Here is a 24,496-nt window from a genome sequence, read left to right on the forward strand (position 1 = left end):
GTTGACAACAAAACGAGCTTGATCCGCTTCTTTTTTCATGACGGTGACAATGTCGCCATCTTGTATGCCAACCTCTGCTGTTTCCGCAGTATATACTTCATTACCATAATATCCAAAATAATAAACATTTTGTTCCCCACGTCGGACTGTTATTTCAGCGTAGTCTTCTTCAAAATAAGGATGTGGTCTACCTTCTTCTGTTCGTACCACTAATTTACCGTTTGTCACAGTCATTCGAGAAAATAACCGATTATCATAACCTTTTAATTGGATTTCTTGCAAGCCATTAAAGGCTTGATCAACCTTTGCCAGCAAACCTGCTTTTATTTCGCCATCTGGTAGTACATTGACTTTTTCTCGCGCATTGTCAATATCCGTTTGTAACAGCGTTTTTTTGACAATCGTTTGCTCATTATTTTCATAAAGTTCTTTAACAGCGTTTTCTGCAACTTGTGAAATTTCAAGTAACTTTCCTCCTGTGACTACATAAGTGTATTCGTCACGTTGAATTGGAAGTAGGGCTGGTTGATTTACAAGTTCTGTTTTAGGAGACTTCGTAATACGAAGAACATCCCCTTCCTGAACGTTAGATGTGACTACACTATCCTGATACTGTGTATGTCCTATAATTTGTTTAAGATATTGTTCAGCACCATTTCTTAAAAACCTTACTTCAGCTAACGTTCCATAGTAGCCTTCTTTAGGCCGTCCTGCATTTATATGAAAAGTGATTTGTCCATTAGCAAATGACACACGCATATAAGTTTTTTCTTGAGTCCTTAATTGAATCTCACTGGTTCCTTGTGCTTCCCTTGCAAAATTACTTGTTTTCGGCTCAGCTTGTGGCGTCAGAGCTTCTTCTAAACTATCGATAGTTTGTTCTGTTTGCTTTTCTTCAGACCTATTTGTCGTTTGTTCTGTTTGATTCTCTACTTGTTGCTGTGAACTTTCGCTTTCACTAGAAGTAATCGTCTTTTGAAGTAGATCATTCGTTTCTGTTGTTAGTTGCTTGTTTTCTGTTGATGACGACACAGTTTCTTGTGCCGATTTTTCTTCCGTAGTAGCTAAAGTAACGAGCGGATTAGCTAAACTAGATAATAAGACTAGCCCTGTCGTTGAAGTAGAAAGAATTTTCTTCATTTTTTTCTTTTTAGATAAATTCTTTTTCTTTTTACTCATTAAAAATTTCTCCTTCTTAAAAGTTATCTCATCATTTATTTTACTCAACAATCAATTCGTTTAAGCAACCTCCCCCTTTAAACAAATAACTTATTCAATCATCCTAAGTATTCCTTAGCTAAACCTAGGATCGTAATATCATTTTATAAAATTATTTATTGACCTTATTATTATTTTTTTTGACTCATTAAAAAAAGTCCACATATCATAAATCATTTTTTCTAATAAGATTTTTGCCAGTATAAGTATGTTCATTATTGCTGTTATCACTATTGATAAGTGAAAAAACAAGCGACAAATGACTCATTTGATTTTTTAATAATAAAAAAAGATTAGAGCTACAAAAAGCTCTAATCTCATTAAATAAGTCAGCTGTGTATTATCATTCGTCTTTATTTTTACAGTAATTCAATATTACTTTTATCTTCAATGCATTTTGTCGCATTTCTTGTATCAAAAATCATTTTCGCATGCTTTTGGATCGTTGCATAATCAACAGTGGAATGATCGGTAGTGATCACGATTAGATCATAATGTGCCAAATGTTCTTCATCCAATGACGTTAATCCTTGATAATTTTTTGAGTGATGTTCATATGTTTGAATATAGGGATCATAAAAATCTACGTTAGCAAATTCTGCTTGCAACTTGAGCATGATATCAATCGCTGGGCTTTCTCTGTAATCAGAAATATCTTTTTTATACGCCATACCTAATAATAATATTTTGCTATCGTGAAGCGTGATTTTTCTTTTGTTTAATATTTTAGTGATCCTTGAAACAATGTAGTTTGACATATTGTTATTTACTAACATTGAACTTTCAATCATTGATGTATGGAATCCTTGTTCCTTGGCTTTCCACGATAAGTAATAAGGATCTAAAGGAATACAATGCCCACCTAGTCCAGGACCTGGATAAAACGCTTGAAAACCATAGGGCTTGGTTTTTGCCGCTTCAATTACTTCCCAAACGTTGATCTGCATTTTTTCACATAACATTGTTAATTCATTGATCAAACCAATATTGATATTTCGATACGTGTTTTCCAGCAGCTTCTCCATTTCAGCAATTTCAGGTGTGCAAACTTTATGGATCTTTGTTTCCAATACCTCTTTATAAAAAGCTTCAATCACTTCTAAAGCATCCGTACCAATACCACTCACTACTTTAGGCGTATTTTTAGTTGTGTACATTTTGTTGCCGGGATCTACTCTTTCTGGTGAAAAGCCCAAGTAAAAATCTTGTTCACAGCGTTTGCCAGAGGCTTCGAGAATGGGCTTTAATAATTCTCTGGTAGTTCCTGGATAAGTAGTAGATTCTAATATAACTACACTCTTTTTACTTAAAAATTTGGTAATCAAACTTCCCGCATGTTGGATATAGTTTGTGTCGGGTTGATAGTGATCATCTAAAGGTGTTGGGACACAAATCACAAGGATCTCTAAGTCTTTCACTAGAGAAAAATCATTTGAAGGAACAAATTTATCGGTTGCTAATACTCTTTCGATTTCTTGATTTTTAACGTCATCTACATAGCTTTTTGCTGCTAATAAAAACTGGATTTTTTCATCATTTACGTCTAATCCTACCGTCTGAAATCCTTTTTTGGCACACTCTATCGCCAATGGTAATCCGACGTATCCTAAACCGATAATACCAATCTTAGCTGTTTTCAATTCAATTTTTTTTAATAAGTCTTTTTTCATTGCTTCCTCCTATTAATTATCTGGTACTCCAACCAGTCTTCCATATCGTTATTAATGAATAAATTCTTAACCCTACAAGAATTAATCCATAAACAAAACTATAAATAATTGAAACAAAATAGTTCATTATACCTAGTTTTTTGATTTTCATTGATCCGATCAAAGCAACTAGCAAATGGTAAGCCATCCATACAAAAACTAATTGTTGGCTAAGTAAAAAATTTGTTAAATCAACAAAAATAAGGGTGAGTGATAAATTCATCAGCCATAAATAGGATTCAAGTAATTGGTAGATAAGTAATAGTGGTTTCTTCCAACAATGTCTGATAGAATATAATGATTGTAAATACCCAGATTTTAACCAGCGAACTTGTTGTTTAAAATATTTCGTAACCTTTTCAGGAACATCCGTATAACAAATCGCACTATTCTGGTAAATCGAACGGTAATTTTTTTGATTGGTAATATCTGTCAGCAATCGATCGTCTCCGGTCGTACAATTGATTCCTAAAAACTTACTTTTCTTTAAAACTTCCAATGATTGCTCATCGAATACTTTCTTTCTATGCATACTTAATGCACCCGAAGCAACGACAAGATGGTTGAATAAACTTTGAGAAGCTCTACCTACTTCAAACGCATTGAAATAGATAAATCGTTGCATCTTCGTTAAGAAAGAATGATTGTAATTTCTAACCCGTATTTGTCCACAAACCGTCCCTACCTTAGGATCATCAAAAGGCTTTTTTAATTCTTCCACAGCTCTTGGATCTAATTCACTATCAGAATCTGATAATAATAGGAGCTCGCCGTTTGCGTGCTTGATTCCCCACATCAAAGCTGCTTTTTTTCCCTTGTTTCGTTCAAAACGATGAACAATGATTTTTAAACTCTGGTGTTTAAGCTGTTGTAAATAATCATATCCTTCCATCGTATGGCTTCCATCATCAATAAAAATAACTTCATCTACTATAACAGTTTGCTTTTCTAGTGACTCAATCATCTTTGTGATCGAAGTAACCGATTCATTATAAAAGGGGACAATCGCTGTAATACTATAAGTAGCGGTACCACCTTCATGCTTTTGATAAAAATAGGAAGTAATAATTTTAAATAATAAATAGACAAAATTAAGTGATAAAAATACCATATACCATTCATACTTTTTGTCTATTGATTGTTTTAAAATAATCACCATGACTACAATTGTTACAATTAGTATTAAATTAAAAAAGTTTTTCGATTTTTCTTTCATATTCTCTCCCTCCATCCACTTAGATTTTAATGTCATCTCTTCCTACTATTTCTTTTCCTTTTAACTGAAAAAAAAAAAAATAATAATCACTACATCCTATTGATCTAGCGAGTGTAGAAGAAAAATTTTGTTTATATATTTATTCAATGTACTAACCTCCAGAAGTAACTCCTGCTTAAAATAAGCCGAAGAATCCCAAAAATAGGAAAAACTATCTTCGGATTCTTCGGCTCATTTTTTAGAGATATACGCTTCTGCCACAACCTCTCTTTTCACTTTATTTCTTCAATATTTTCTTTATTCTTTTGTCGCTATACTTTCCTTAAACATTTTGTTCATTTAGCTTATCGCTTCAATCTATTCTTATTCTATCGTTTTTTTAGAAGTATGTTACATCAAGCGGTAGATTAAAGAAATTATTGGTAAGATCATAAGAACGCTAATGATCTACGTAATGTTTACAACTAATTGTTCATGTGTTACTGATACTGCTAATCCTGCTAGAAGAAGTAGTAAAATAATGCTGATATTTCCTACTAAAGCAGTAAAAAGCTTGACTAATTTTGCCTTACTCGTATAATCGAAACTCTTTTTCCAATAATTAATATACATTCTTAACATCATTTCTTATTTCTTCCTTTTACTTCCCTCAATAAATAATCGCTCATTTAACTTAAAAGCAAATTTCTAAAAAATGATGTTATTTTTGCGACAACAAATGCAATAAAAACATTTTTTTTAAGATCGTTCGACTGATCGAAGTTAACTCATTAGCCTTAATGGTTGTCACTTGTTGTTGTTCAGGGATCTTTTTTAAAGAAAAGTAATATCTTAAATCAAAAATTGAACGAATTTTACTACTTAGGAAGTAATAAGTTACATTTTCTGTTTTTAGCATAGCTTCCTGAGATAAAATATTAGCCGTAAGTGGCATGTTTAAAAATTGGCTCTCTTCTGCTTTACGCATCGTATCATATTGTGTTAAATCATATGTTTCGATAATTTTGTTCAACTTTTGTGCATATTGTTTGTCTGTTGCATAGTGACCTTGAAGATAACTAGTTGCCTCTTGGTAGTTATCAGCTTCAGATTTCCACACAGGTTTGTAAAAACTTTCATTGCCGGCTATCCCTTCTTTTATCAACTGTGCATAATCTTCTAAACTTTCTTTATATGAAGAGTATTTTCGGAATTCGGCTTTCACTTGATAATTTTTACCAGCCTCATCTTGTTCAAAGGTATCAAATATAATACTTTTTCCTTTATATTTTCCTTTAATACCAAATAGATTATAATTAGGCTCTCTTGACAATTCACTATTACCAGAACCACTTTCTAAGATGGCTTGAGCAAGCATCACCGAAGCATAGATACCTTCTTTTTGCCCGATTTCACGAGCTTCTTCCGCAATTTTTTCTAAAAAAGCAGTAGTTGATTGATTTTGAGTAAATGTCAATTCCTCATTAAAATTATTGAGAATAGAAGGATCCAAAAAGTCATCCATTGTTCCCCGATTGGACAAACCAATCCGGACAGCAAAATCTGGGGGATATTCAGAAATAGAAGTTACTTTTACTTTTTCACCAGGTTGCGGGGCATGAATAAATTGGTTCTCTCCTAAATAGATACCCACATGAGTCGTCACACCTGTTGGGGAACCCCAAAAAAACAAATCACCTGGTTGTGCTTGACTAATTGGAATTTGTGTTCCTGCATATTGCTGTTCACCTGTCCATGTACCAATAAAATAACCTGCCGCTCGCATATAGACATAATACGCTAGTCCAGAACAATCAAACTGATTCGGTCCTTTGGCTCCCCAGATATAAGGTTTTCCAAGATGCTTCAAGGCTTCTTGGACAATTGCTTGTTGTATCGTGTTCGTATTTGTATGGACTGGCTCATTTATTGGTATTTTTGTTACGAAATTTTCACTCGGTAACACTGCTCTACTTTCAATTGATCCACTTACCTGCACTTGTGATTGGGTAGTTGCATTCTTATTGAAGCCAGTCTCCCTGCTATTATTTGTTTGATCAGCAGTTTCCCTATTAGGCTGTTCAGGTTTTATTGAATTTCCTGGTTTTGATTGATGCAAATTATCCGCACTAGATCCTGTGTGGTTGTCTTGTTCTTGATCAATAGCAAAATCGCTTGAATCAGTCGTTGAATTGGTTGAAGACTCTGGCTCTTTACCTTCTGAATCATTGGTTGAAGAGTCCGTTACTGGTTCCTCTTCATTTGGCTTAGAAGAATCTTCTGTAGGGATATCTGGAGTGGATGCTGTTAAAATGGTAATAAAAATATTTTTTGTTCCAACTACGAATGTTTGCGCACCTGCATCCATTTCTTCTCCTCCATGGATTGCAAGAACGATTGGCTTTTGGGTTTCATTTGATAAAATCGTATAGGATAACTTTGTCCCTGATTCAACTGCTAGCACCCCCTCTTTTGTTTCTGTCAATACTTGTCCATCCTGTGTCTTTAGTTGAATACGCTTAAATAGTTCAGGATCAATTGTAATGGTTACTTTAGGTAATTGATCTGCTGTCTCTGTACCATTTTCTATTACCGTTGATGATTGTGCCAACCTATATTGTTCAGGAGTTTCTTTATTTTCCAAAGCTAGGACGGCGTGGGTTGATAAAATCATCGGTGCTATCAAAAAAGAAATGGTTAATAGCTGAATGTTTTTACTTACTCTTTTCATTATTTCTTTTTCCTCTCTCCTCTCTTTTTTCATACGTTAATGAATGATTTCATCTATCGAAACGTCAACGATACGTTCCATTATAATGCCGATTATACTGATTTTTTTTATCACACATTATTCTTTTTTTAATAATCACTCATAAAAATAATTATTTCCGTCTTTCTTTTTTGTTAAACTTTATTTTAAGGTAATGAATATTGAGACATCCACAAATATTCTCTCAGATTTTCCTATTCACAATCTAACACTCATAATCTTAATTCATTGCCTAAAAAATCATGCCTACCATCTTCTCTCCCTAAGGATGGTGGGCATGATTTATATATATATAGGGATTTAATTACAGAACATTCGGTTTTTTTCCATAAAATTTGACAAAAAGAACCAATGTTAAATTTGTCAGAGTAGGTGCCTAAATATTTTGACTAAAAAAGTCACTTTGTATCACTTAGGATTAGTAAAAAAATTCTAGTATATGTTACGTTGCTTTTTTAGTGGATGACCAAAAAGAAATGATAAACTTGTTTGAAACCCATAAATATATACTTTTTATCTTTTATCAATCTTCCTCTTTTCCTAGACTATATCAGAAGAATTATTTTTTTTATGTAGTAAGAAGCTAAAAAGAAGGGGCAAAGAGCACTATTTTTGGTTTTGGATTTACATACAAGAAATATTTACCAAAAACCAATTTTAGTCTACTAAACAAGTTTTTTGATAAAATTCTTTAGAAGTTTCTCCCTCTTTTCTATCATTTGTTGGTGGAATATTAGTCATAAAAGTCACGATCAGTTACACCCAAAATAAAAAAGGGATGGAAAAATCATTGCTGATTTATCCATTCCCTAAATGATTATGCCCAAAATAAACGATCTATAGGATTCATACTACGCTAGACTACCCAACTAACCAGCTATTGTTTTTAAGTTTAGCTTGTTAAATAGCTTCTAAAATTATAACAATTGCGCTAAACGCCGAAGCAAGAAGGGAGAAAAATAAGTTCCTGTTAACCCATGATCTGAATAATCACTTACTTCTATAACTGGATTGATTCCTTGTTTGATGCATAACTTCTGAAAAGGAAGGATATCTGACTGGTATAACGAATCTCCTGAACCAATATGAATCGAAATATTGGGCTTATGATGGCACATAATTAATTCATTCGTAATCAATTGATTAAAACGCTCAAAACTAAATGGTTCTTCTTCATTGATGATTTCAAATAGTCGTTTAGAAATAAATGTAGAGCGTTTGCTCAAGATGTTTTTTAAATATTTTCCTGGAAAAATCTGTGGTGCACCCACAATAATATGTGGATAGCTATATTTAAGTCCAAAGTATAAAGCTGCTGTCCCACCTTTACTTGAGCCGATCGTAAGGACATCTTCTTTTGATATGTTTAACTGATTCATTATCTTGGTAATCAAGGCTAAGGTGGCAGATTCATATATACTGTTGCCATCTTCACCTAAATAATAACAAAATTTCCCAAAATAATTATCCAGAATAAATAGCTTATTGATTTTTATTGGTTCTAATGTTCGAATATAATTATATTTTGCTGCATCTTTTATTCCTCTAAATTCGTCTTTATAAATCCCAGAGAAAATAATCGCTAGCTTATTGGATTGATTATGTTTTTCAAATATATATTTTATCGGAATATCATGAAAAAATACTTTCTCATTTTCAAATGTTGTAAAAACTTCTGTTACTTTTCTAGCATCATAAACTCTTTCTGTCGTACTTACTTTTTGTATGACTTTCCCTTCTTCTTTTAGAAAAATCAATACACGATAGGCCCCACTAAAAATGAGGGGAATTTCTAGACATTCACAATAATTTGGGATAAGTAAGTTGTATTTGTCTTTTTTATACGTCACCTTGCCATCTCGATACACATAATAACTATATTCATATTTTTTTTCTTTATTGGTTTCTAAATGAAATTCAATCTTTAAACTCTGCTTATCCAATAATTCTTGATCAATTTTAAGAATAACATTCACCGCCAATTTTCTTCTATAATAATTAACAATAAGGAAACTTCTTTTCATATAATTTTTACTTACTTTGATCCAACTGGTCAAAATAGGCTTCCATTGTTTCCACAATTCTTTGTGAGGCTTTACCATCACCATAAGGATTTTGGACAGAAGAAATTTTTTGGTAGTAATCCCCTTCATTAATCAATCTTTCTAGCTCTGAAAATATTTTTTGTTTGTTTGATCCTACAAGTTTTAACGCTCCAGCTTCCACGCCTTCTGGTCGTTCCGTTACATCTCGTAAAACTAAAATCGGTTTATCAAAAGAAGGACCTTCTTCTTGGACACCTCCTGAATCACTCATGATAATAAAGCTTCTTTTCGCAATATTATGAAAATCAAAAACGCTAAGTGGTTCAATTAAATGAATTCTTTCGTGATTCCCTAACATCTGGTAAGCCAGTTCTCTGACATGTGGATTAGGATGAACCGGAAAAATAAATTCAATTGTTTGGTATTTTTTTACAATATCAAGAACTACTTGAAAAATAGATGTTAGCGTATCGCCAAAGTTTTCTCGACGATGTGTGGTTAATAAAATAAACTGGTTTTTGGGATCCACTTGATCCAACACTTTATGATAATAGTCTTCACTAATTGTTAAATCTAAGGCGTCAATTGAGGTATTACCTGTAATTGAGATCTTGTAAGGATCGATTTTTTCTTCAATCAGGTTTTCTTTTGAGCGATTCGTTGGTGCAAAATGCAAAGTTGAAATTTTATCAACCAGGGTGCGATTAAATTCTTCTGGAAATGGTGAATATAAATCATTTGTTCTTAATCCCGCTTCAACATGAGCAATTGGGACATGATTATAAAACCCAACTAGACTTGCTGCCATTGTAGTAGTAGTATCCCCATGTACCACAATCATGTCGGGTTTTTCATAAGCAACAACTTCTTCTAAACGTTCAATCACTAAGGCAGTGATTAAGGATAACGTTTGATTTTTTTTCATAATGTTTAAATCATAATGTATGGAAATATCAAAATACTCAATCACTTGATCTAGCATTTCTCTATGTTGTGCTGTAATGACATTCACTAAATTGAATCGTTTATTTTTTTTGATCTCATTAATAACTGGCGCCATTTTTATTGCTTCTGGCCTTGTGCCAAACACGCACATTATTTTTTTCATTGCTGTCCTTCCTTTTTTAAAAAATAGCAGTAAGCGAATAAAGTAAGAGAATCAGTAATAAAGTATAGCTTCCAAATAAAGCAAGTTGTTCTAATTTTTTCACACTATTTTTAGGATATTTTTTTATTTCAGCCTTCTCGTATAATCGCTTAGAAATTTTTTGTCCACTTTTTTTATATTCTGCAACATACAATTTATACGCTTTTACGACTTCAGCGGTCTTCCCTCTTTGCTGAATTTTCCCTTCACTGATCCAAATTGTCTCGTGACAAACCGCTTCAATTTGAGCAAGTGAATGGCTAATAAAGATTATCGTAGAACCTAGTTTATTTAATCGATTGATTTCATTCAGACATTTCCCATAAAAATTTGCATCTCCTACAGATAATGCTTCATCAATGATTAATACATTGGGTTTATTTTGTATAGCAATAGCAAAACCTAACCTAGCCTTCATCCCAGCGGAGTAATTTTTGACTGGTTCATCGATAAATCCATTAATTTCAGCGAATTCAATAATTTGTTTTTCTACTCTCTTGATTTGTCTGATCGAATAGCCTAAATACAAACATTTTTGATAAATATTGTCTCTACCTGTCAAATTAGGGTTTAATCCAGCTACAACACCTAATAAAGAAATCGTACCGTTAACGGTTACTTCACCATAGTCAGGTTTTAAAATACCAGCTAATACATTTGATAAAGTTGATTTACCAGAGCCATTTAAACCAATGATCCCAATAAAGCTGCCATTTGCTATTTCTAAATTGATATCATTAAGCGCACAAAAGTATTTTTTTTTTTATTTTATTTTTAGACGTTTTGTTTTTTTCTTTTTCACATACTTGAAAGTATTTATACACATGTTTAATCGTGATCGTAAGAATTCCTCCTCTTACAAATATTCAAATAGTTTTTCTTGATATTTTTTATAAAGAACATTTCCTGTTAAATAAATCAGCAGGTTACTTGTTATCATAAACAGCATCATGCCTTTATCTTCATAAAATAAATGAGTGGATAAAAATGAATACCGTATCCCTTCTATAAAATAATTAACTGGATTTAACATCAAAATTTGATCCAACAAACCATTTTGTACACGATCAATCACTACAGTAATCCCAGACATATAAAATAATATTTTCATCATTGATGAAATGATATTCGTCATATCTCTAAAAATAACCGTGAGTATCGAAAGTAACAAAGTCAGACTATATAAAAAAAATATCATGAATGGAATGTAATAAAACAATTGTAAAATATGAAAGGTAAGTGGCACATGGTTGACCACGAGCAACCCAGTGAAAATCAAAAGCATTAATAAAAAGCGACTAAAATTAGTGTGCAAAGTGATCATTGGTAACACTTTACTGGGAAAACCTACTCGAGTGGCTAGCCCGACTTTTTGCAGCATACTTTTTGACCCTTGTACAATTGTTCCATTAATGAATAACCAAGGAATTAATCCTCCAATTAACCAAAAAATATAAGGAATATTATCATGTAAGAACCGATCACTACCTAATCGAATATTAAAAACAAAGTAATAAATCATGATTTGAATCAATGGGTTTAGAAAGTCCCATAATAAACCAATTTTAAAAGCATTATAAATGGTTCTTTTTTCAAACTTCGAGAGGTAATAGATCGTTCGGTATAATTTTATTTTTTTTTCTATTTTGTCCCATATATTATTCACTATTAATCACTTCCTAAAACTATATGGGCTTATATCTTATATAAAGTTTCAATTAACGTTTCGATCTCTTCACAGATTTCTTCTTTAGAAAATTTGTGATCAGCAAATCTTTTTAGACTATTTCTATAGTCTTTCGTAGGCACAACTTGTTCAATTTTTTCAACCATTTTTTCTACTGTCGGTTGAATGAATTCTTCTGGATAGATCGTCTCTGCCCCTTTCCAATTACGGATAATAGGAACTGTTCCTGAAGCCATTGCCTCTGAAACAGCTACATGAGATCCTTCATAATCACTGGTCGAAAGGAGATAGCCAATCTTTTTGAACCAATCAGCAATATCTGATCCATGTTTATCAAAGATAATATTCTTTCGCCAAGGAGCTGAATTGATCCGATTGAACAACTGATCATAATATTCCTTCTCTTTTTTTCTACCCATGAGCCATGGTAGCTCTTGAGGCAGTTTCCCTTTGACAAATAATTTATAACGATTGTCTTTTTCCCATAGCTTTTCAAATACATCAATGGCTAAATCAAGTCTTTTTCGAGCAGGTAATATACCTAATATTCCTAGATTTAAACTACTCTCTTTTGTTTTATGAATCGTTAACTCTTTTGTATCCACTAAATTATCAATATAAATCATCTTATGTCTAGGAATACCAAAGATTCTAGCAAATTCTTCATACATATATGCTGTAATCACGATAATTTTATCGATATTTTCCAAATTGAATTTTCTAGGATAAACCAAATCTTTTTCTTGGAAATGCATACGAACAATTAATTTTTGGTTCTTCTTTTTATTTTGTGAATACCATTCCGCATTTCCTAATCCCCATTCACAAAAGATAATGTCTGCCCATTCTATGCATTTTTTACTATGTCCCTCGTCGTGTTTCGTATGGTTTTCCCACTGATCAATCCTTACTTCATATTCTTGTTTGGATTCAAAATAGCTAATAAGCATACGCGCAAATTTTAAATCATGACCCGCAAATACAATTTTTTTCTTGTCTTTTTGATGAGACCATAAAAAATCATGAAGACGATGATACGCCGCTTGATAAGTATAATTATGAACTGCCTGAAACATTTGGCGGGCACTTTCGATATACACTGCATCATCTGTAATAGCTAGAAGAACTTTTTCTTCAAATTCTTTTGGTGTATTGGCATAAAGTGGATAGTCTTCGCCTAATAATTCCACGTGCATTTTCGTTTTTCTTAAAATAGCCGGCTTTCCTATCCGAGCATATTCCAATAGCTTGCAAGACAACTCTACACTTTCATCATTGTCAATATAGGCACTTCTCCAAGCAATACCAATATCTGACGCTTTAATCAATTCTTGAGATCTTTTTCTTGAAACGGCACCTAACCACTCAATATTTTCTAGCTCATTTAATTGTTTACGAATTCGAATAACATTTTCTTTTTCTCTTAATCGATCTTGAAACTTATCGCCAATGATTAGAAAATTGATGTCTTTTTGACGTTCCTCCATATTGATCGCAGCTTGAATGATTTCTTCTGTATGCCAGTCTTCATGAAATTTACCAGCATAAACCAATTGATTGTTTTTATTTTGAAATTGAGGTGTCTCTTCTACATTAGGAACCATAGGGGATAATAGCACAACTTTTTGTCCATCAACTTTTAATAATTTTTGGAAGGCACCTTTTGTTTCTTTCGTCTGAAGAAAGATATGTTGAAATTCATCATAAATATATTTTAAATTTTTTCTTTCTTCCTTTGTCGATTCATTTTCAGAATGACGAAAATCAGTGATATACGGAACTGTTTTCTCTTTTAAAGAAGAGATTTTGCTTAGTTCTAATGTTAAATTTTGTCCACGAATGATAATCAAATGGTAGGCATTTTCTTGATTTAACCGATCCATAATTTTAACAGCCGATTCTACATCTAATCGATTACTTGGAATGAATGGATAATGTTCTTTTTTAGCATATGGCTCAATCAAATGTAAATTGGGTATGTCATCTAATGCCTCAATCAAATACTTCTGTTTTCTTGGGGCTTTAATCAATAAATCTACTTTAATATTTTGATTTTGTGTCAGCATCTGTGCCATAGAAATAAGCCAAACAGCTGAGCCATCCATAAAATTCAGATCAATATCTCCATACAATAGTACTTTTAAAGTACGCAAGCATAACTCCCCTTTCATTTAAATAGTGATTCGTTTTACAGCATCACTCGTTAATTGTCTTCCATTTTTTACAAAGTTATATTTATCTGAACTATACATAACAACGCCTTGCTCAAATAAAGAATCTAATAATGGATTTGCGACTAATTGATCAATAAAAGATTGAATCGAACCATTTGTCTTTAAAGTAGTTGAAAAAATAGAAGCATATACAAATAAATTATTTGTATATAAGTATTCAGCATCTCGTTGTTTTTCCATTATCACATCCGTATCTTTTTCTCGTTCGTAATAATTTTCTTTTCCAATGATATCTGCTTTTGAATATTTTTCGGCAATCATTAAATCTAATAAATAGTTTTCACCATAATAATGATTTAAAGAAACAAATGAAACGTAATCACTTGAGAAGATATCTGATAGTTTGTAATATTGATTCATATAACTCCATAAGATGATTTGACAATTTTCTTGATTATACTGATTCAATATATCTTCAAATCCATTATAATTTGAAATAAAAATCACCAATTGTTTTTGTGAATAGCTTTGTTTTTGGAATAGTTCAATTAGCTGTTTCACTTCTTTCTCACTTTTCGCAAAGCCACAAATTGTCACACTTTTATCTTGATCTAATATGTCAATCTCAAGATAACTCAAAATCTTACGAATTCGATGTTCATATAAATGATGTTGATATACTTCTCTTATTCCTTGTATCGAATTTTTTCGATATTCATATTCATCAAAAAACAGTTTTGTAAGAATAGGCTTGAGCTCTTCTTTTGTTTCTCCTGCTGTAACGATTCGTTTAAATAATGTTTTGATTCCTTTTGAATAGTTACTGATAATCGGTGTGCCACATGCTAATCCTTCAAATACTCGTCTAGAAAACATTGATTCTGAATGTTTGACACTATTCACGTTTAAGAGAAATTTATAGCCTTTATAAGCATTTAAAATTTCAGAATAATGTAATGTACCAACAATATTTTTTTGATATTCTTTTGGATATTTAAATTCTGGTTCCTGTCTATAATAGTTACGATCGTAAATATCTAGTCCATATTCTTGTGCAAGAGATAATAAAACATTTAAATCCTTTTTTCTCTCTTCATGGCGATTCGCATAATAGGTTCCTGCAAAACAAATTTTCTCTTTTCGACTTTTTATTATCTTCGTTGGATTGTGGATTGAAGGTTGCGCAGCAAATGATAAGTAAGAAACGTTTTTCTTCTTCATAACATTTTCATATTTTGGAATCATACTAACATCTGTTGTAAAAATATAATCAAATAATTTGGCTGTTTCAATAAATTTGTCAAAATGAAACGGATCTTCTTTATTCCAGAAAACAGTAGGAATTTCTTTTTCTTTACACCACTGAAGGAGTGCTTTGATTTCTGACCGATCTTCTCCATGATACTTACCAATCTTATATTCCCAAGTACGGTTGTTGCCATGCCAAGCAGATTCAACGAGCAATAAATCTGGATGATTTTGTGTAAGTATTTGTTTCCATGTTTGCGGTGTAAATGAAATCAATTGTGCTTCTTCGCCAAAGCAAGTCATACTAAATTCATCTAAAATACATGCAATTTTTAAATCTTTAATGTATTTTTTGTTTTGACCAGCGACATGGGGTGAAAAAAAATTGAGGATTCTTTCAATGTTCAATTGTTCAATTTCAATTTCACTATTTCCAAAAATACGAAAAGCGATCCTCACCTTTCTTGTTTCAGGTAGCACTTGAAAAACTTGCTCTTTATTTGCTTCAAGAAAAGTCGTTTGGATTTTTTCCTTCTCTGAATACTCGATAATAACCAAAGATAAAGATCCTTTGATCGCATTCACTTTTAGATTGATTTTAAATTTATCTTTCGGATAAAAAGGAATTTTTTGACTTGGAAAAATAGTAAAAGAGTTATTTTTTTCTAAGTAGGAAATATAATTTGTTTTCTTTTCTGTATTTTTAAAACACAGTTTTCCTCTATCTTTCTCTAAAAAGACACTGTTTTGGGAATTTTTATAATACCATTTTGTGGGGTTCAGCAATTGTTCACTTTCTAATACACTCACATTTACTTTTTCTAATAACCGCAATTTTATGGTATGAACATCAGCTAAAATTTTACTTAATTCCATATTTTGAGATTGTGACATTCTCTCCTTACCTCCTCGATTTCTTTATCCACATGTAAAGTTTCACTATGGTTGGACTCTTTTTCAATAGTTGCTTTGAACGATAACTAAAGCTTTTTTTATTATTTGAAACAACAGTCACTTTTTCTTGTTTCTGAGGAGGACTCACTGAATCTACTCTCTGTAACTCTTCAATTTGTTTTTTTTGTTTTTTAACTACTTGTTCCAAACTTTCAATTAATTTTGCTGCCTCTTCTTTTACAACAGAATCCTTCAAAATAATGCTTTTTAAATCCTTTGTCATTGACTCTTCTTTTTCTAGTTTATTTTTCAATTGATCATTGTCTTTTTTTAGTTGTTCAGTTAATTGTTTTAAGTTCTCGTAGTTTTCCACTAGTCCCTCCATTAATTTACATATAATTTTAAAAATTTGTTTTTTTCTTGTTCCCAGTTATAAACCATTTTTGCATTTCTACAATTTATTTTGCATGTTTGATGCCGTTCATTGTTATTTAACAACCTTTCAATCCCTAATCGAATAGACTGAACGTTATGGGAATCCACAATTTCTCCTACATCCCAAGCTTCTACTACTTTTGCTATCTCTGGAAAACTACAAGCGACAATTGGTACTTCTGCCATAATGTATTCGAATAGTTTATTTGAAGAAGCCAAATAATGATTCATGCAGGTATTTTGCAATACTTGTAAACCGATCGTGGCAGATACGGTATAACATTTTAAATTGTCCATATATACTTTATCTAGGAACTTTACTCGATCTGTTAGATTCAGTTGTTCTGTTAATGTAAGAAGTGTCTGTTTTAATCTACCATCACCTATCAGTACTAGTGTCCCTTGTTCCAATAAAGAAACAGCCTGAATTAGATTTTCTAATCCTCTATCCTGTTGTATTCCTCCTTGATAGAGTAAGATAGGCTCACTTTCATCAATTGCTAATAATTCATGTAGATTTACTTTATTTATGTGATTTACGTCATAACAAATAGGATAATTATGGATAACTTTAGGTTTGATACCATAAACTTTTTCAACAAAATGTGCCCTTTTATCATTTTCATGAATATAGGTATCAACATACTTCAGAAAATATTTTTCAAGGAAATAATAAAGGATACTGTTATAACCTGTACGACTAATTTGTATTTCATGTGAATCATAAATTAATTTTTTACGACGAAAGATTTTAGCGTTTATAATTGTTTGAGGCAAGGTATTGATGTCATTAGCATGATAGATATCAGATGTCTGAAAAAGATTCACCAATGTCATTTTCATAATGAGATAGACCTTATTTACTATTGCCCAACATTTTCTATTGTGGAATAATAAGCTCATCAACAAAATAGTACTTGCTAACTTTAACCACCCAATACATAGTAATAACAAGAAAATAAAATATAGACTAAATAACGTTTTTTTCAGATTACCTCGCTTTAATCGTCTCACGGTAAAATAAGGTACAGGATGTTCAATCTTTTTTAATTTTTCATTCTCATCCATCAAACAAACTAAATGAACATCATATCCGTTCTCAGATAGAGCGGTACACTCTCTCATTACTCTTGCATCATTTTCAAAAGTATTCCATACATACATTTGTACTGTTTTCATGCTAAATTCCTTTGATTATTTTTAAAAACTGTTGATAGTTTTTTTCCCATGAATAATGTTCTCTTGCAAAAATCAATCCATTTCTGGCTAGATCATATTGCATCTGTCGATTCACCATTAACTGATGGACGGTTGAACTATCTTCCATCGTGACCCCTCCATTTGATTGTTCAATAATTTTTTGTGAATATCCTTCTAGATTAGCGATAATTGCCGTCCCACTTCCAAAATAATCAATTATTTTTCCTGGAATCACATCATGGAACTCTTCTATATCGATAAGTCCGACATAGCCAATCGTTGCATTCACTAAATAATCAAAGACTATTTCTCTCGGTTTAGGCTTTAATATTCGGACATTCGAGGCATTTATTTTTTTTATTTGTTGAATAAAGGCTTCTGTGTCAACACCATAAGGGATGATCGTAAAGGTATGTTCTGTAGAATTTTTATAGACATCTATCAGCTTAATTAATGGTCCCATCTCTTGAGCTCTTCCCACATTTCCTGCATAAACTACTTTAGTCGTCGTCATTTCTTTATTCTTTTCTAAATAATTTGAGCCTTTTTCTAACTCTTCAAAAGTAATTGGATTAGGTATAAACGTGATCTTTTCTTTGTTAATCCCTAAATAAAGCAAATGCGATAAAAAACCTTCGCTATTGATGACAAGATGGTCAGCTGATTGATACATCCATTTTTCAGCTTTATAAGCAATTTTGTAGATGGCTTTATAAAGAAACTTTGACTTGTTTTTTTTGAGACCTTCTACTGATTTGGGCCAAAGATCTCTAACATCCAAGATTAATTTCTTCTTTTTCAATAAAACACCTAGAACTCCTGAAAAAAAATTGGGTGTAGTAGCCACGACCACATCAGCATTTTGTGCAAGTTTTCTCCCCTTAAGATAACCTTTTACTAAAAATTCCAAATAAAAGATCAACCGTAAAACTAAGTTTTTATGATACTTTTTGAAAAATGGAGAAATACACTCGATACGAGTTTGAGAATCCAATTTTCTTTTAAAAATTGGATTCTCCTCATACATTTTTTTATTTGGATAACGCGGATTAGAAGTTAATACCGATACTTCAATTTCACTTTCATTTGATAAACTTTCATATAATTTAGTTAATCGATTTGCCGCGCTTCCGATTTCTGGAGAAAAATTTTGAGTAATTAACAATACTCTTAACATGTCGCCTCAGCTGTAACTATTGACATGTTTTTGTATTCTCTTTCTAAATTTCCAAAATTCAGATACTGGGCTTCTCCACACTTCTCTACAATATTTTTAGTATCAAAAATGATTTGTTGATTCATGTAATTCAATGTTTCTGAAGGTAATTGTTTAAAGGCATCATGATCCGTTAATACGACAATCAGATCAGCATTATTTACAGCTTCTACCATATCTTTTTCCAGAATTTTATCTTCTACGTAAGGATCATAGAAAGAAACTTCATAATTTTTTGATTGAAGATGCTCGTAGATTTCAACAGATGGACTCTCTCGCATATCATCCGTGTTACCTTTGTATGTGGCTCCAAATAAAGTTACTTTTTTACCGCCTATTTTTTCCATGAGTTGATCAATCCAATAAACGACATATTCTGGCATATCAGTATTAATTTTTCTAGCCATTCGAATTAAATTCGCTTTATCAGGATTTGCTGCTATAACAAAATATGGATCAACTGCTAAACAATGACCTCCTACACCAGGTCCAGGAAAATGTAAATTCACTCTTGGGTGTTTATTAGCCATTCGGATTACTTCTAGCGCATCTACTCCTAAATCTAATGAAACTTGAACTAATTCATTCGCTAATGCGATATTTACATCACGAAAAGTATTTTCCATCAATTTAGACATTTCCGCATTTTGTGTATTGGTTCGGATCAATTCTCCTTTTACAAAGGTACGATAAGCTTCTGCTCCTTTTTCGGTACATTGCTCTGTAACTCCACCGATGATGCGATTATTATGAATCAATTCATGCATAATTTTGCCAGGCAATACTCTTTCAGGGCAGTGAACAAGAAAAATATCTTTTCCTACAACAAAATCCGCTTCTTCAATCATTGGTTTGACTACATCAACCATCGTTCTTGGAGGAATCGTTGATTCGACGATTACAGTATTTCCTGGTTGCAAAAGACCAATGATATTGCTTACTGCTTGTTTGACATAACTTAGATCACAAGATTTGTGTAGATCATCTAAGTTTGGTGTAGGAACTGAAACGATAAAAACATCCGCTTCTTCTGGTTCAAATTTTGCTTGAAAATTGCCATTTTCAATGACTTCATTTAAAGTTTCTTGGATGTGAGGTTCTTCAATATGAACTTTTCCATTATTTAAAGACTCAATCACTTGTTTGTTTACATCTACTCCTACAACTTTTTGGCCATACTTTGAAAACATCAGAGCTGTCGGCAAACCGATATACCCTAAACCAACTACTACGATTTTCATACTATACTCCTCCTACTTTACATTTAGTTTCCAAGATGCCAATTCTTTGTCGTGCGGTTTGTAACTCAAAGTAAACTCTTTCTCGTTACTATCAACTTGAAAACTTAATACACCAGTTGCTTCTTTTTTAGATGCAATATCTAATCCAAAATTCTCGGCATTTTCATACGGTGTTAACTCTTTGTCCTTACTCTTCAATAAAAAGTCATACGCACCAATTCCAGTTGTTTCTGCGGAAGTGTTGACGGCTTTTATATCAATCATCAAGATTTTTTTCTTAGAGTTACTTCCATCTGATACCGTTCGAACATTTTCTGGTGTTATTTCTAAATAGTTTGCAAACTGTTTCTCTAACGCTTCTGAACTATTTTCACTCTTTTGATTAATTGATACATTTTTACTGTCTGATGTACTTTCTGATGCATTACAAGCCGCTAAAATAAATGGTGCAGCCAATAATGAAAGATAGCATAATTTTTTTTTCATATTTCCGCTCCTTGTTATTCTTTTTAACTTACACTGGAATTCTAATACATCCACAAAAAACTACTTATTCAAAATTAAAGAATTAAAAAAAAAAATGATAATCTAAACTCCTACTTTTTTACTAATTTTCAACAAATACATCAAAAAAAGTGAGAGCAGCTGTGTCATAAATAAATTTTCTCAGTTCCACTAAAACAAGAAACTCTCGGAAAGCAATACAGTTTTCCGAGAGTTTCTTGTTTTTTTTGATATAGAGAATTTCAGGTGGATACTTTGGTCAATTTCATCATGACACTCAAATCATACTCTTTTGGTCTTCCAAAAGGTAAGGTTAATTGATTTGAAGAGTCTCCACTAACTAGTTAATGAAAAGAGCCACATGATTTGCTTTTGGTTCAAATGCGGTACTTACGTCCAATGTGAGTTGATCCAGGTTATAGTTGGGATACATTTTGTTTACCCTTTCAGGATTAAGCTAGAAGTATAGACGGTCACCCATACTTCTTTTATTTTTCCCAAAAAAGCCCATAAAATGAACGAAATTTCGACATTTTATAGGCTTTTGTAAGAAACTTATGTTACAGCTCCTCTCAATCTAAACACGGATAAGCGGTAGAAACAAAAGTAACTCCTTTGTCCAATCCTCTTCTTATTTCTTTCGGTGCAACATTTTTGTTACAACCCTTTTTTGGTTTATCATAATTAGTGAGCCTTTTCTTATAAAAGAAAATTCCTAGAAACAAAAACAGCAAGTGTTTTTTATCAACAAGGCGATCCCTAGCGCTCCTACCAGTTCATTTATTCAAAAATCACTTGTTTCCCGATTTTTTCTAGTTCTAAACTTTTTTTAATCACTAAAGGATCGGTTTGCTCATTCATATTGATCAAAATCAACGTTTTATTATACCAGTTTGCTTTATACCTCAACTTAGTCACTAATTTATACCAATCTTGAAGTGAGAAGTCTGACAAGAAAGTTTCATTAGGGACAGCTTCTACAAACAAATAGTCATAATAACGAATCAATTTGCCAGATAACTGTTCCAAATAATTTTCCTTTTGAAATTTTTGTTTTAAATAAAGATCCATTACTTTACGTTTTTGTTTTTGATAGTTCTTCGATCGTTCCAAACGAGCTTTTCGTTTCTGAGCCGCCCGTCCCTTAATCCCTAATTTTCTCTTGGCCAGCTGCATTTCTTTTTCAGTTTTTTTCAACAATGGTAATGGTACATCAACTGGGGAGGATGTCTCAATTAGTTTTTGCGGATCATAAGCCACACCGATCCAACGACGAGACTCTGTTATTTCTTTCGCTGAAACCTCACAGAGTAAAGAAACATAAAAAGCTTCATTATAACGTGAGGAGATCGTCGCTGAACGAACCTCTCCTTCGATTGGTCGATGGAGGTTTACCTGAATGAGTTCTTTCTGTTTTGGCAGTTTTAGATACTTATCTTTCAAATAAATTGTGCCTTTTTGATTATTTGTTGTATAAGACTGCCACATACTTTTTTTGTTTTTCAATTTTGGAAAACTGGCACGTTTTTTAAAATAATTACGAAACGCACGATCTAGATTTAATTGTGCATTCGCAAGCGCTAAGCTGTCTGCTTTTTTTAAAAACTCATATTGCTTTTTTAAAGAAGCAGGAGTCAGTGTATAATCGATGACACCTGTTTTAGCGTAGCTTTCCTGACGGGCTTTTAGTAAGTGGTTATACGTAAAACGAACACAGCCAAAATTTTTAACAAACCATTGCTTTTGTGAAGCCGTAGGATAAATTCGGAATTTAAAGGCTTTTAGCATCAACACTTACCTCCTAAGATGTCACAAGTAAGCTCGCTTCTTTTTGCCGTTTCAATTTTTTTGCGTAATAAGCCACTTCTTGCTCTGTCGCATAGACAAAATGCTCTGGGGCAATTTCTCTTAATGTCCGTTTTTGCCCATCTTCTGGTTCTGGTTGATACTTGATTCTTTTCCGCTGTCTTTCATGGTCGGGATCTGGTAGTGGAATTGCAGATAATAAACTTTCCGTATAAGGATGAACGCCATGGTGGTATATCTCATCACTTGTTCCCATTTCCAATAAACGGCCGTTGTGCATGACACCGATCCGATCACTGATATGTTTAACCATAGATAAATCATGAGCAATGAATAAGTACGTTAGTTGCTGTTGTTTTTGCAGATCTTGTAATAAATTGACTACTTGCGCTTGAATCGATACGTCTAAAGCTGAAATCGGCTCATCACAAATAATAAAACGTGGGTTAACTGCTAAGGCACGAGCGATACCGATCCGTTGCCGTTGCCCACCTGAAAACTCATGAGGATAACGTGTACCATGGCTTGGATTCAATCCTACCGTTCGAAGAAGCTCATCCACTTTTTCTGAACGTTCTTCAGGAGACTTGACCAATCCATTGACATCGATTCCTTCTGCAATGATATCACGAACTTTCATTCGGGGATTCAATGATGCATAAGGGTCTTGGAAGATCATCTGAACCTCACGACGGAACTTAGCCATTTCTTGTTTCCCTTTTAGCTTGGTGACATCTTTTCCGTCAAAGAAAATCTCGCCATCAGTCGGTTCATTTAAGCGAATGACTGTCCGCCCAGTGGTTGATTTACCACTACCTGATTCACCAACTAAGCCAAAGGTTTCCCCTTCATAAATATGAAAGCTAATATCATTGACCGCGTGAACTTCATTTTTCTTTCCAATATTGAAATATTGTTTTAGACCATTAACCTCTAGCAGTTTTTTTGGCATTCGTCATCCCTCCATTCGCTTTTTGCTTTTCTTCAAAAATCGCCCACCGACGTTTGATTTCTTCAGGTGGTTCTACTTTTGGTGCTTGAGGTGCTAAAAGCCAGGTTGCTGCTTGATGTGTTTTTGATAATTCAAAAAATGGTGGTTCTTCTTCTGCATCAATCTGCAAGGCATATTCATTCCGTGGATAAAAGGCATCGCCTTTAGGTGGATTCAATAAATCAGGTGGTGAACCTGGGATTGCATAAAGTCGTTCATTCGCACTATCTAATGTCGGCATCGAACCTAACAAGCCCCAAGTGTAAGGATGTTGCGGATGATAAAAAATTTCTTCCGAGGTACCGACTTCAATGATCTTTCCGCCATACATTACCGCTACCCGATCCGCTACATTTGCTACTACACCTAAGTCATGTGTGATAAAGATAATCGAGGTATCGATTTTCGTTTGGATTTCTTTTAGCAGTTCTAAAATCTGGGCTTGAATCGTAACATCTAATGCAGTTGTTGGTTCATCAGCGATCAAGATCTCCGGGTAACAGATCAACGCAATCGCAATAACGATCCGTTGCCGTTGTCCTCCTGAAAATTGGTGAGGATAACTGTTGATCCGTTTTTCAGCCTCAGGAATCCCGACTAAGTTTAGTAATTCCAATGCTGCTTTTTGTCCTTCTTTTTTCGAAACTTTATTGTGTTTTCGTAAGGATTCCGCCACTTGTTTACCAATCGTCATTGTAGGATCGAGAGAAGTCATTGGATCTTGGAAAATCATTGCGATTTCTTTCCCACGAATTTTTTGCATGGCTTTTTCTGATTGATCGACAATGTTTTTTCCTTTGAATAAAATCTCGCCCGAATCGATCGTAGCATTACTTGATAACAATCTCATGATACTTCTGGTAGTGACTGATTTCCCACTACCAGATTCTCCAACAATTGCTAGAGTCTCGCCTTTGTTTAAATGAAAATTGACACCACGGATCGCTCGGACTTTCCCGGCGTACGTATCAAATGAGATTTGCAAATTTTTAACTTCAAGAACTTTTGTCATATTC

The 24,496-nt window shown here is 32.9% G+C and carries 19 protein-coding genes; all 19 read right to left on the reverse strand.

The window, feature by feature from the left end; genetic code table 11:
* On the reverse strand, window positions 1-1,179 hold a 1,179-nt coding region (locus tag AB3I12_RS11260), incomplete at its 3' end, for a toxin Cry1Ac domain D-VI-related protein (RefSeq protein WP_368015660.1).
* 398 nt (window positions 1,180-1,577) lie between these two features.
* Window positions 1,578-2,888 (reverse strand): nucleotide sugar dehydrogenase, encoded by a 1,311-nt coding sequence (locus AB3I12_RS11265; protein WP_063627485.1) that lies wholly within the window; start codon window positions 2,886-2,888, stop codon window positions 1,578-1,580.
* A 16-nt stretch (window positions 2,889-2,904) separates the two neighbouring features.
* Window positions 2,905-4,143 carry a glycosyltransferase gene (locus tag AB3I12_RS11270; protein WP_196763500.1) on the reverse strand — a complete coding sequence of 413 codons (1,239 nt, stop codon included), beginning with the start codon at window positions 4,141-4,143 and terminating at the stop codon, window positions 2,905-2,907.
* Between the two features lie 447 nt (window positions 4,144-4,590).
* A complete protein-coding gene (locus AB3I12_RS11275; protein ID WP_155727578.1) occupies window positions 4,591-4,767 on the reverse strand; it encodes a hypothetical protein in 177 nt (58 codons plus the stop codon).
* Between the two features lie 76 nt (window positions 4,768-4,843).
* Window positions 4,844-6,853 carry a glucosaminidase domain-containing protein gene (locus AB3I12_RS11280; protein WP_063627486.1) on the reverse strand — a complete coding sequence of 670 codons (2,010 nt, stop codon included), beginning with the start codon at window positions 6,851-6,853 and terminating at the stop codon, window positions 4,844-4,846.
* Between the two features lie 956 nt (window positions 6,854-7,809).
* Window positions 7,810-8,868: a hypothetical protein gene (locus AB3I12_RS11285; RefSeq protein WP_155727580.1), complete on the reverse strand. Its 1,059-nt coding sequence runs from the start codon at window positions 8,866-8,868 to the stop codon at window positions 7,810-7,812.
* 55 nt (window positions 8,869-8,923) lie between these two features.
* Window positions 8,924-10,045: a non-hydrolyzing UDP-N-acetylglucosamine 2-epimerase gene (gene wecB, locus AB3I12_RS11290; protein ID WP_063627488.1), complete on the reverse strand. Its 1,122-nt coding sequence runs from the start codon at window positions 10,043-10,045 to the stop codon at window positions 8,924-8,926.
* A gap of 16 nt (window positions 10,046-10,061) precedes the next feature.
* Entirely contained in the window at window positions 10,062-10,817 is a 756-nt protein-coding gene (locus tag AB3I12_RS11295; protein WP_081248837.1) for an ABC transporter ATP-binding protein, read from the reverse strand.
* 123 nt (window positions 10,818-10,940) lie between these two features.
* A complete protein-coding gene (locus AB3I12_RS11300; RefSeq protein WP_063627489.1) occupies window positions 10,941-11,750 on the reverse strand; it encodes an ABC transporter permease in 810 nt (269 codons plus the stop codon).
* Window positions 11,751-11,779: 29 nt separating this feature from the next.
* Window positions 11,780-13,924 carry a glycosyltransferase gene (locus AB3I12_RS11305; protein WP_081248839.1) on the reverse strand — a complete coding sequence of 715 codons (2,145 nt, stop codon included), beginning with the start codon at window positions 13,922-13,924 and terminating at the stop codon, window positions 11,780-11,782.
* An 18-nt stretch (window positions 13,925-13,942) separates the two neighbouring features.
* Window positions 13,943-16,087 (reverse strand): glycosyltransferase, encoded by a 2,145-nt coding sequence (locus AB3I12_RS11310; RefSeq protein ID WP_063627490.1) that lies wholly within the window; start codon window positions 16,085-16,087, stop codon window positions 13,943-13,945.
* A gap of 7 nt (window positions 16,088-16,094) precedes the next feature.
* Window positions 16,095-16,460: a hypothetical protein gene (locus AB3I12_RS11315; RefSeq protein WP_063627491.1), complete on the reverse strand. Its 366-nt coding sequence runs from the start codon at window positions 16,458-16,460 to the stop codon at window positions 16,095-16,097.
* 11 nt (window positions 16,461-16,471) lie between these two features.
* The gene (locus AB3I12_RS11320; protein WP_081248840.1) at window positions 16,472-17,701 is read right to left on the reverse strand and encodes a glycosyltransferase; all 1,230 of its coding nucleotides are present in this window, start codon (window positions 17,699-17,701) and stop codon (window positions 16,472-16,474) included.
* Window position 17,702: 1 nt separating this feature from the next.
* Complete coding sequence (locus AB3I12_RS11325; protein WP_063627492.1) at window positions 17,703-18,899, reverse strand: glycosyltransferase family 4 protein; 1,197 nt, start codon at window positions 18,897-18,899, stop codon at window positions 17,703-17,705.
* The gene (locus tag AB3I12_RS11330; protein WP_063627493.1) at window positions 18,893-20,179 is read right to left on the reverse strand and encodes a nucleotide sugar dehydrogenase; all 1,287 of its coding nucleotides are present in this window, start codon (window positions 20,177-20,179) and stop codon (window positions 18,893-18,895) included. The genes AB3I12_RS11325 and AB3I12_RS11330 overlap by 7 nt, the downstream gene beginning before the upstream one ends.
* Before the next feature lie 12 nt (window positions 20,180-20,191).
* Window positions 20,192-20,665 carry a DUF4352 domain-containing protein gene (locus AB3I12_RS11335; protein ID WP_063627494.1) on the reverse strand — a complete coding sequence of 158 codons (474 nt, stop codon included), beginning with the start codon at window positions 20,663-20,665 and terminating at the stop codon, window positions 20,192-20,194.
* A gap of 798 nt (window positions 20,666-21,463) precedes the next feature.
* Window positions 21,464-22,471, reverse strand: a complete 1,008-nt coding sequence (locus AB3I12_RS11340) for an RNA-guided endonuclease TnpB family protein (RefSeq protein WP_063627495.1) — start codon at window positions 22,469-22,471, stop codon at window positions 21,464-21,466.
* Between the two features lie 13 nt (window positions 22,472-22,484).
* Window positions 22,485-23,441, reverse strand: a complete 957-nt coding sequence (locus AB3I12_RS11345) for an ABC transporter ATP-binding protein (RefSeq protein WP_010720784.1) — start codon at window positions 23,439-23,441, stop codon at window positions 22,485-22,487.
* Window positions 23,416-24,492: an ABC transporter ATP-binding protein gene (locus AB3I12_RS11350; protein ID WP_010720785.1), complete on the reverse strand. Its 1,077-nt coding sequence runs from the start codon at window positions 24,490-24,492 to the stop codon at window positions 23,416-23,418. Before AB3I12_RS11350 ends, AB3I12_RS11345 begins: the two co-directional genes overlap by 26 nt.
* Window positions 24,493-24,496 lie beyond the last annotated feature (4 nt).

The sequence above is a fragment of the Enterococcus sp. C65 genome (genome assembly GCF_040887165.1).
GTDB lineage: Bacteria > Bacillota > Bacilli > Lactobacillales > Enterococcaceae > Enterococcus_B > Enterococcus_B hirae.

What these genes read in the sequence shown, in the direction of transcription:
- AB3I12_RS11265 (WP_063627485.1), bottom strand. Translation starts at nt 2,888, where the DNA reads ATGAAAAAAGACTTATTAAAAAAAATTGAATTGAAAACAGCTAAGATT.
- AB3I12_RS11270 (WP_196763500.1), bottom strand. Translation starts at nt 4,143, where the DNA reads ATGAAAGAAAAATCGAAAAACTTTTTTAATTTAATACTAATTGTAACA.
- AB3I12_RS11275 (WP_155727578.1), bottom strand. Translation starts at nt 4,767, where the DNA reads ATGATGTTAAGAATGTATATTAATTATTGGAAAAAGAGTTTCGATTAT.
- AB3I12_RS11280 (WP_063627486.1), bottom strand. Translation starts at nt 6,853, where the DNA reads ATGAAAAGAGTAAGTAAAAACATTCAGCTATTAACCATTTCTTTTTTG.
- wecB (WP_063627488.1), bottom strand. Translation starts at nt 10,045, where the DNA reads ATGAAAAAAATAATGTGCGTGTTTGGCACAAGGCCAGAAGCAATAAAA.
- AB3I12_RS11310 (WP_063627490.1), bottom strand. Translation starts at nt 16,087, where the DNA reads ATGTCACAATCTCAAAATATGGAATTAAGTAAAATTTTAGCTGATGTT.
- AB3I12_RS11320 (WP_081248840.1), bottom strand. Translation starts at nt 17,701, where the DNA reads ATGAAAACAGTACAAATGTATGTATGGAATACTTTTGAAAATGATGCA.
- AB3I12_RS11325 (WP_063627492.1), bottom strand. Translation starts at nt 18,899, where the DNA reads ATGTTAAGAGTATTGTTAATTACTCAAAATTTTTCTCCAGAAATCGGA.
- AB3I12_RS11330 (WP_063627493.1), bottom strand. Translation starts at nt 20,179, where the DNA reads ATGAAAATCGTAGTAGTTGGTTTAGGGTATATCGGTTTGCCGACAGCT.
- AB3I12_RS11335 (WP_063627494.1), bottom strand. Translation starts at nt 20,665, where the DNA reads ATGAAAAAAAAATTATGCTATCTTTCATTATTGGCTGCACCATTTATT.
- AB3I12_RS11340 (WP_063627495.1), bottom strand. Translation starts at nt 22,471, where the DNA reads ATGCTAAAAGCCTTTAAATTCCGAATTTATCCTACGGCTTCACAAAAG.
- AB3I12_RS11345 (WP_010720784.1), bottom strand. Translation starts at nt 23,441, where the DNA reads ATGCCAAAAAAACTGCTAGAGGTTAATGGTCTAAAACAATATTTCAAT.
- AB3I12_RS11350 (WP_010720785.1), bottom strand. Translation starts at nt 24,492, where the DNA reads ATGACAAAAGTTCTTGAAGTTAAAAATTTGCAAATCTCATTTGATACG.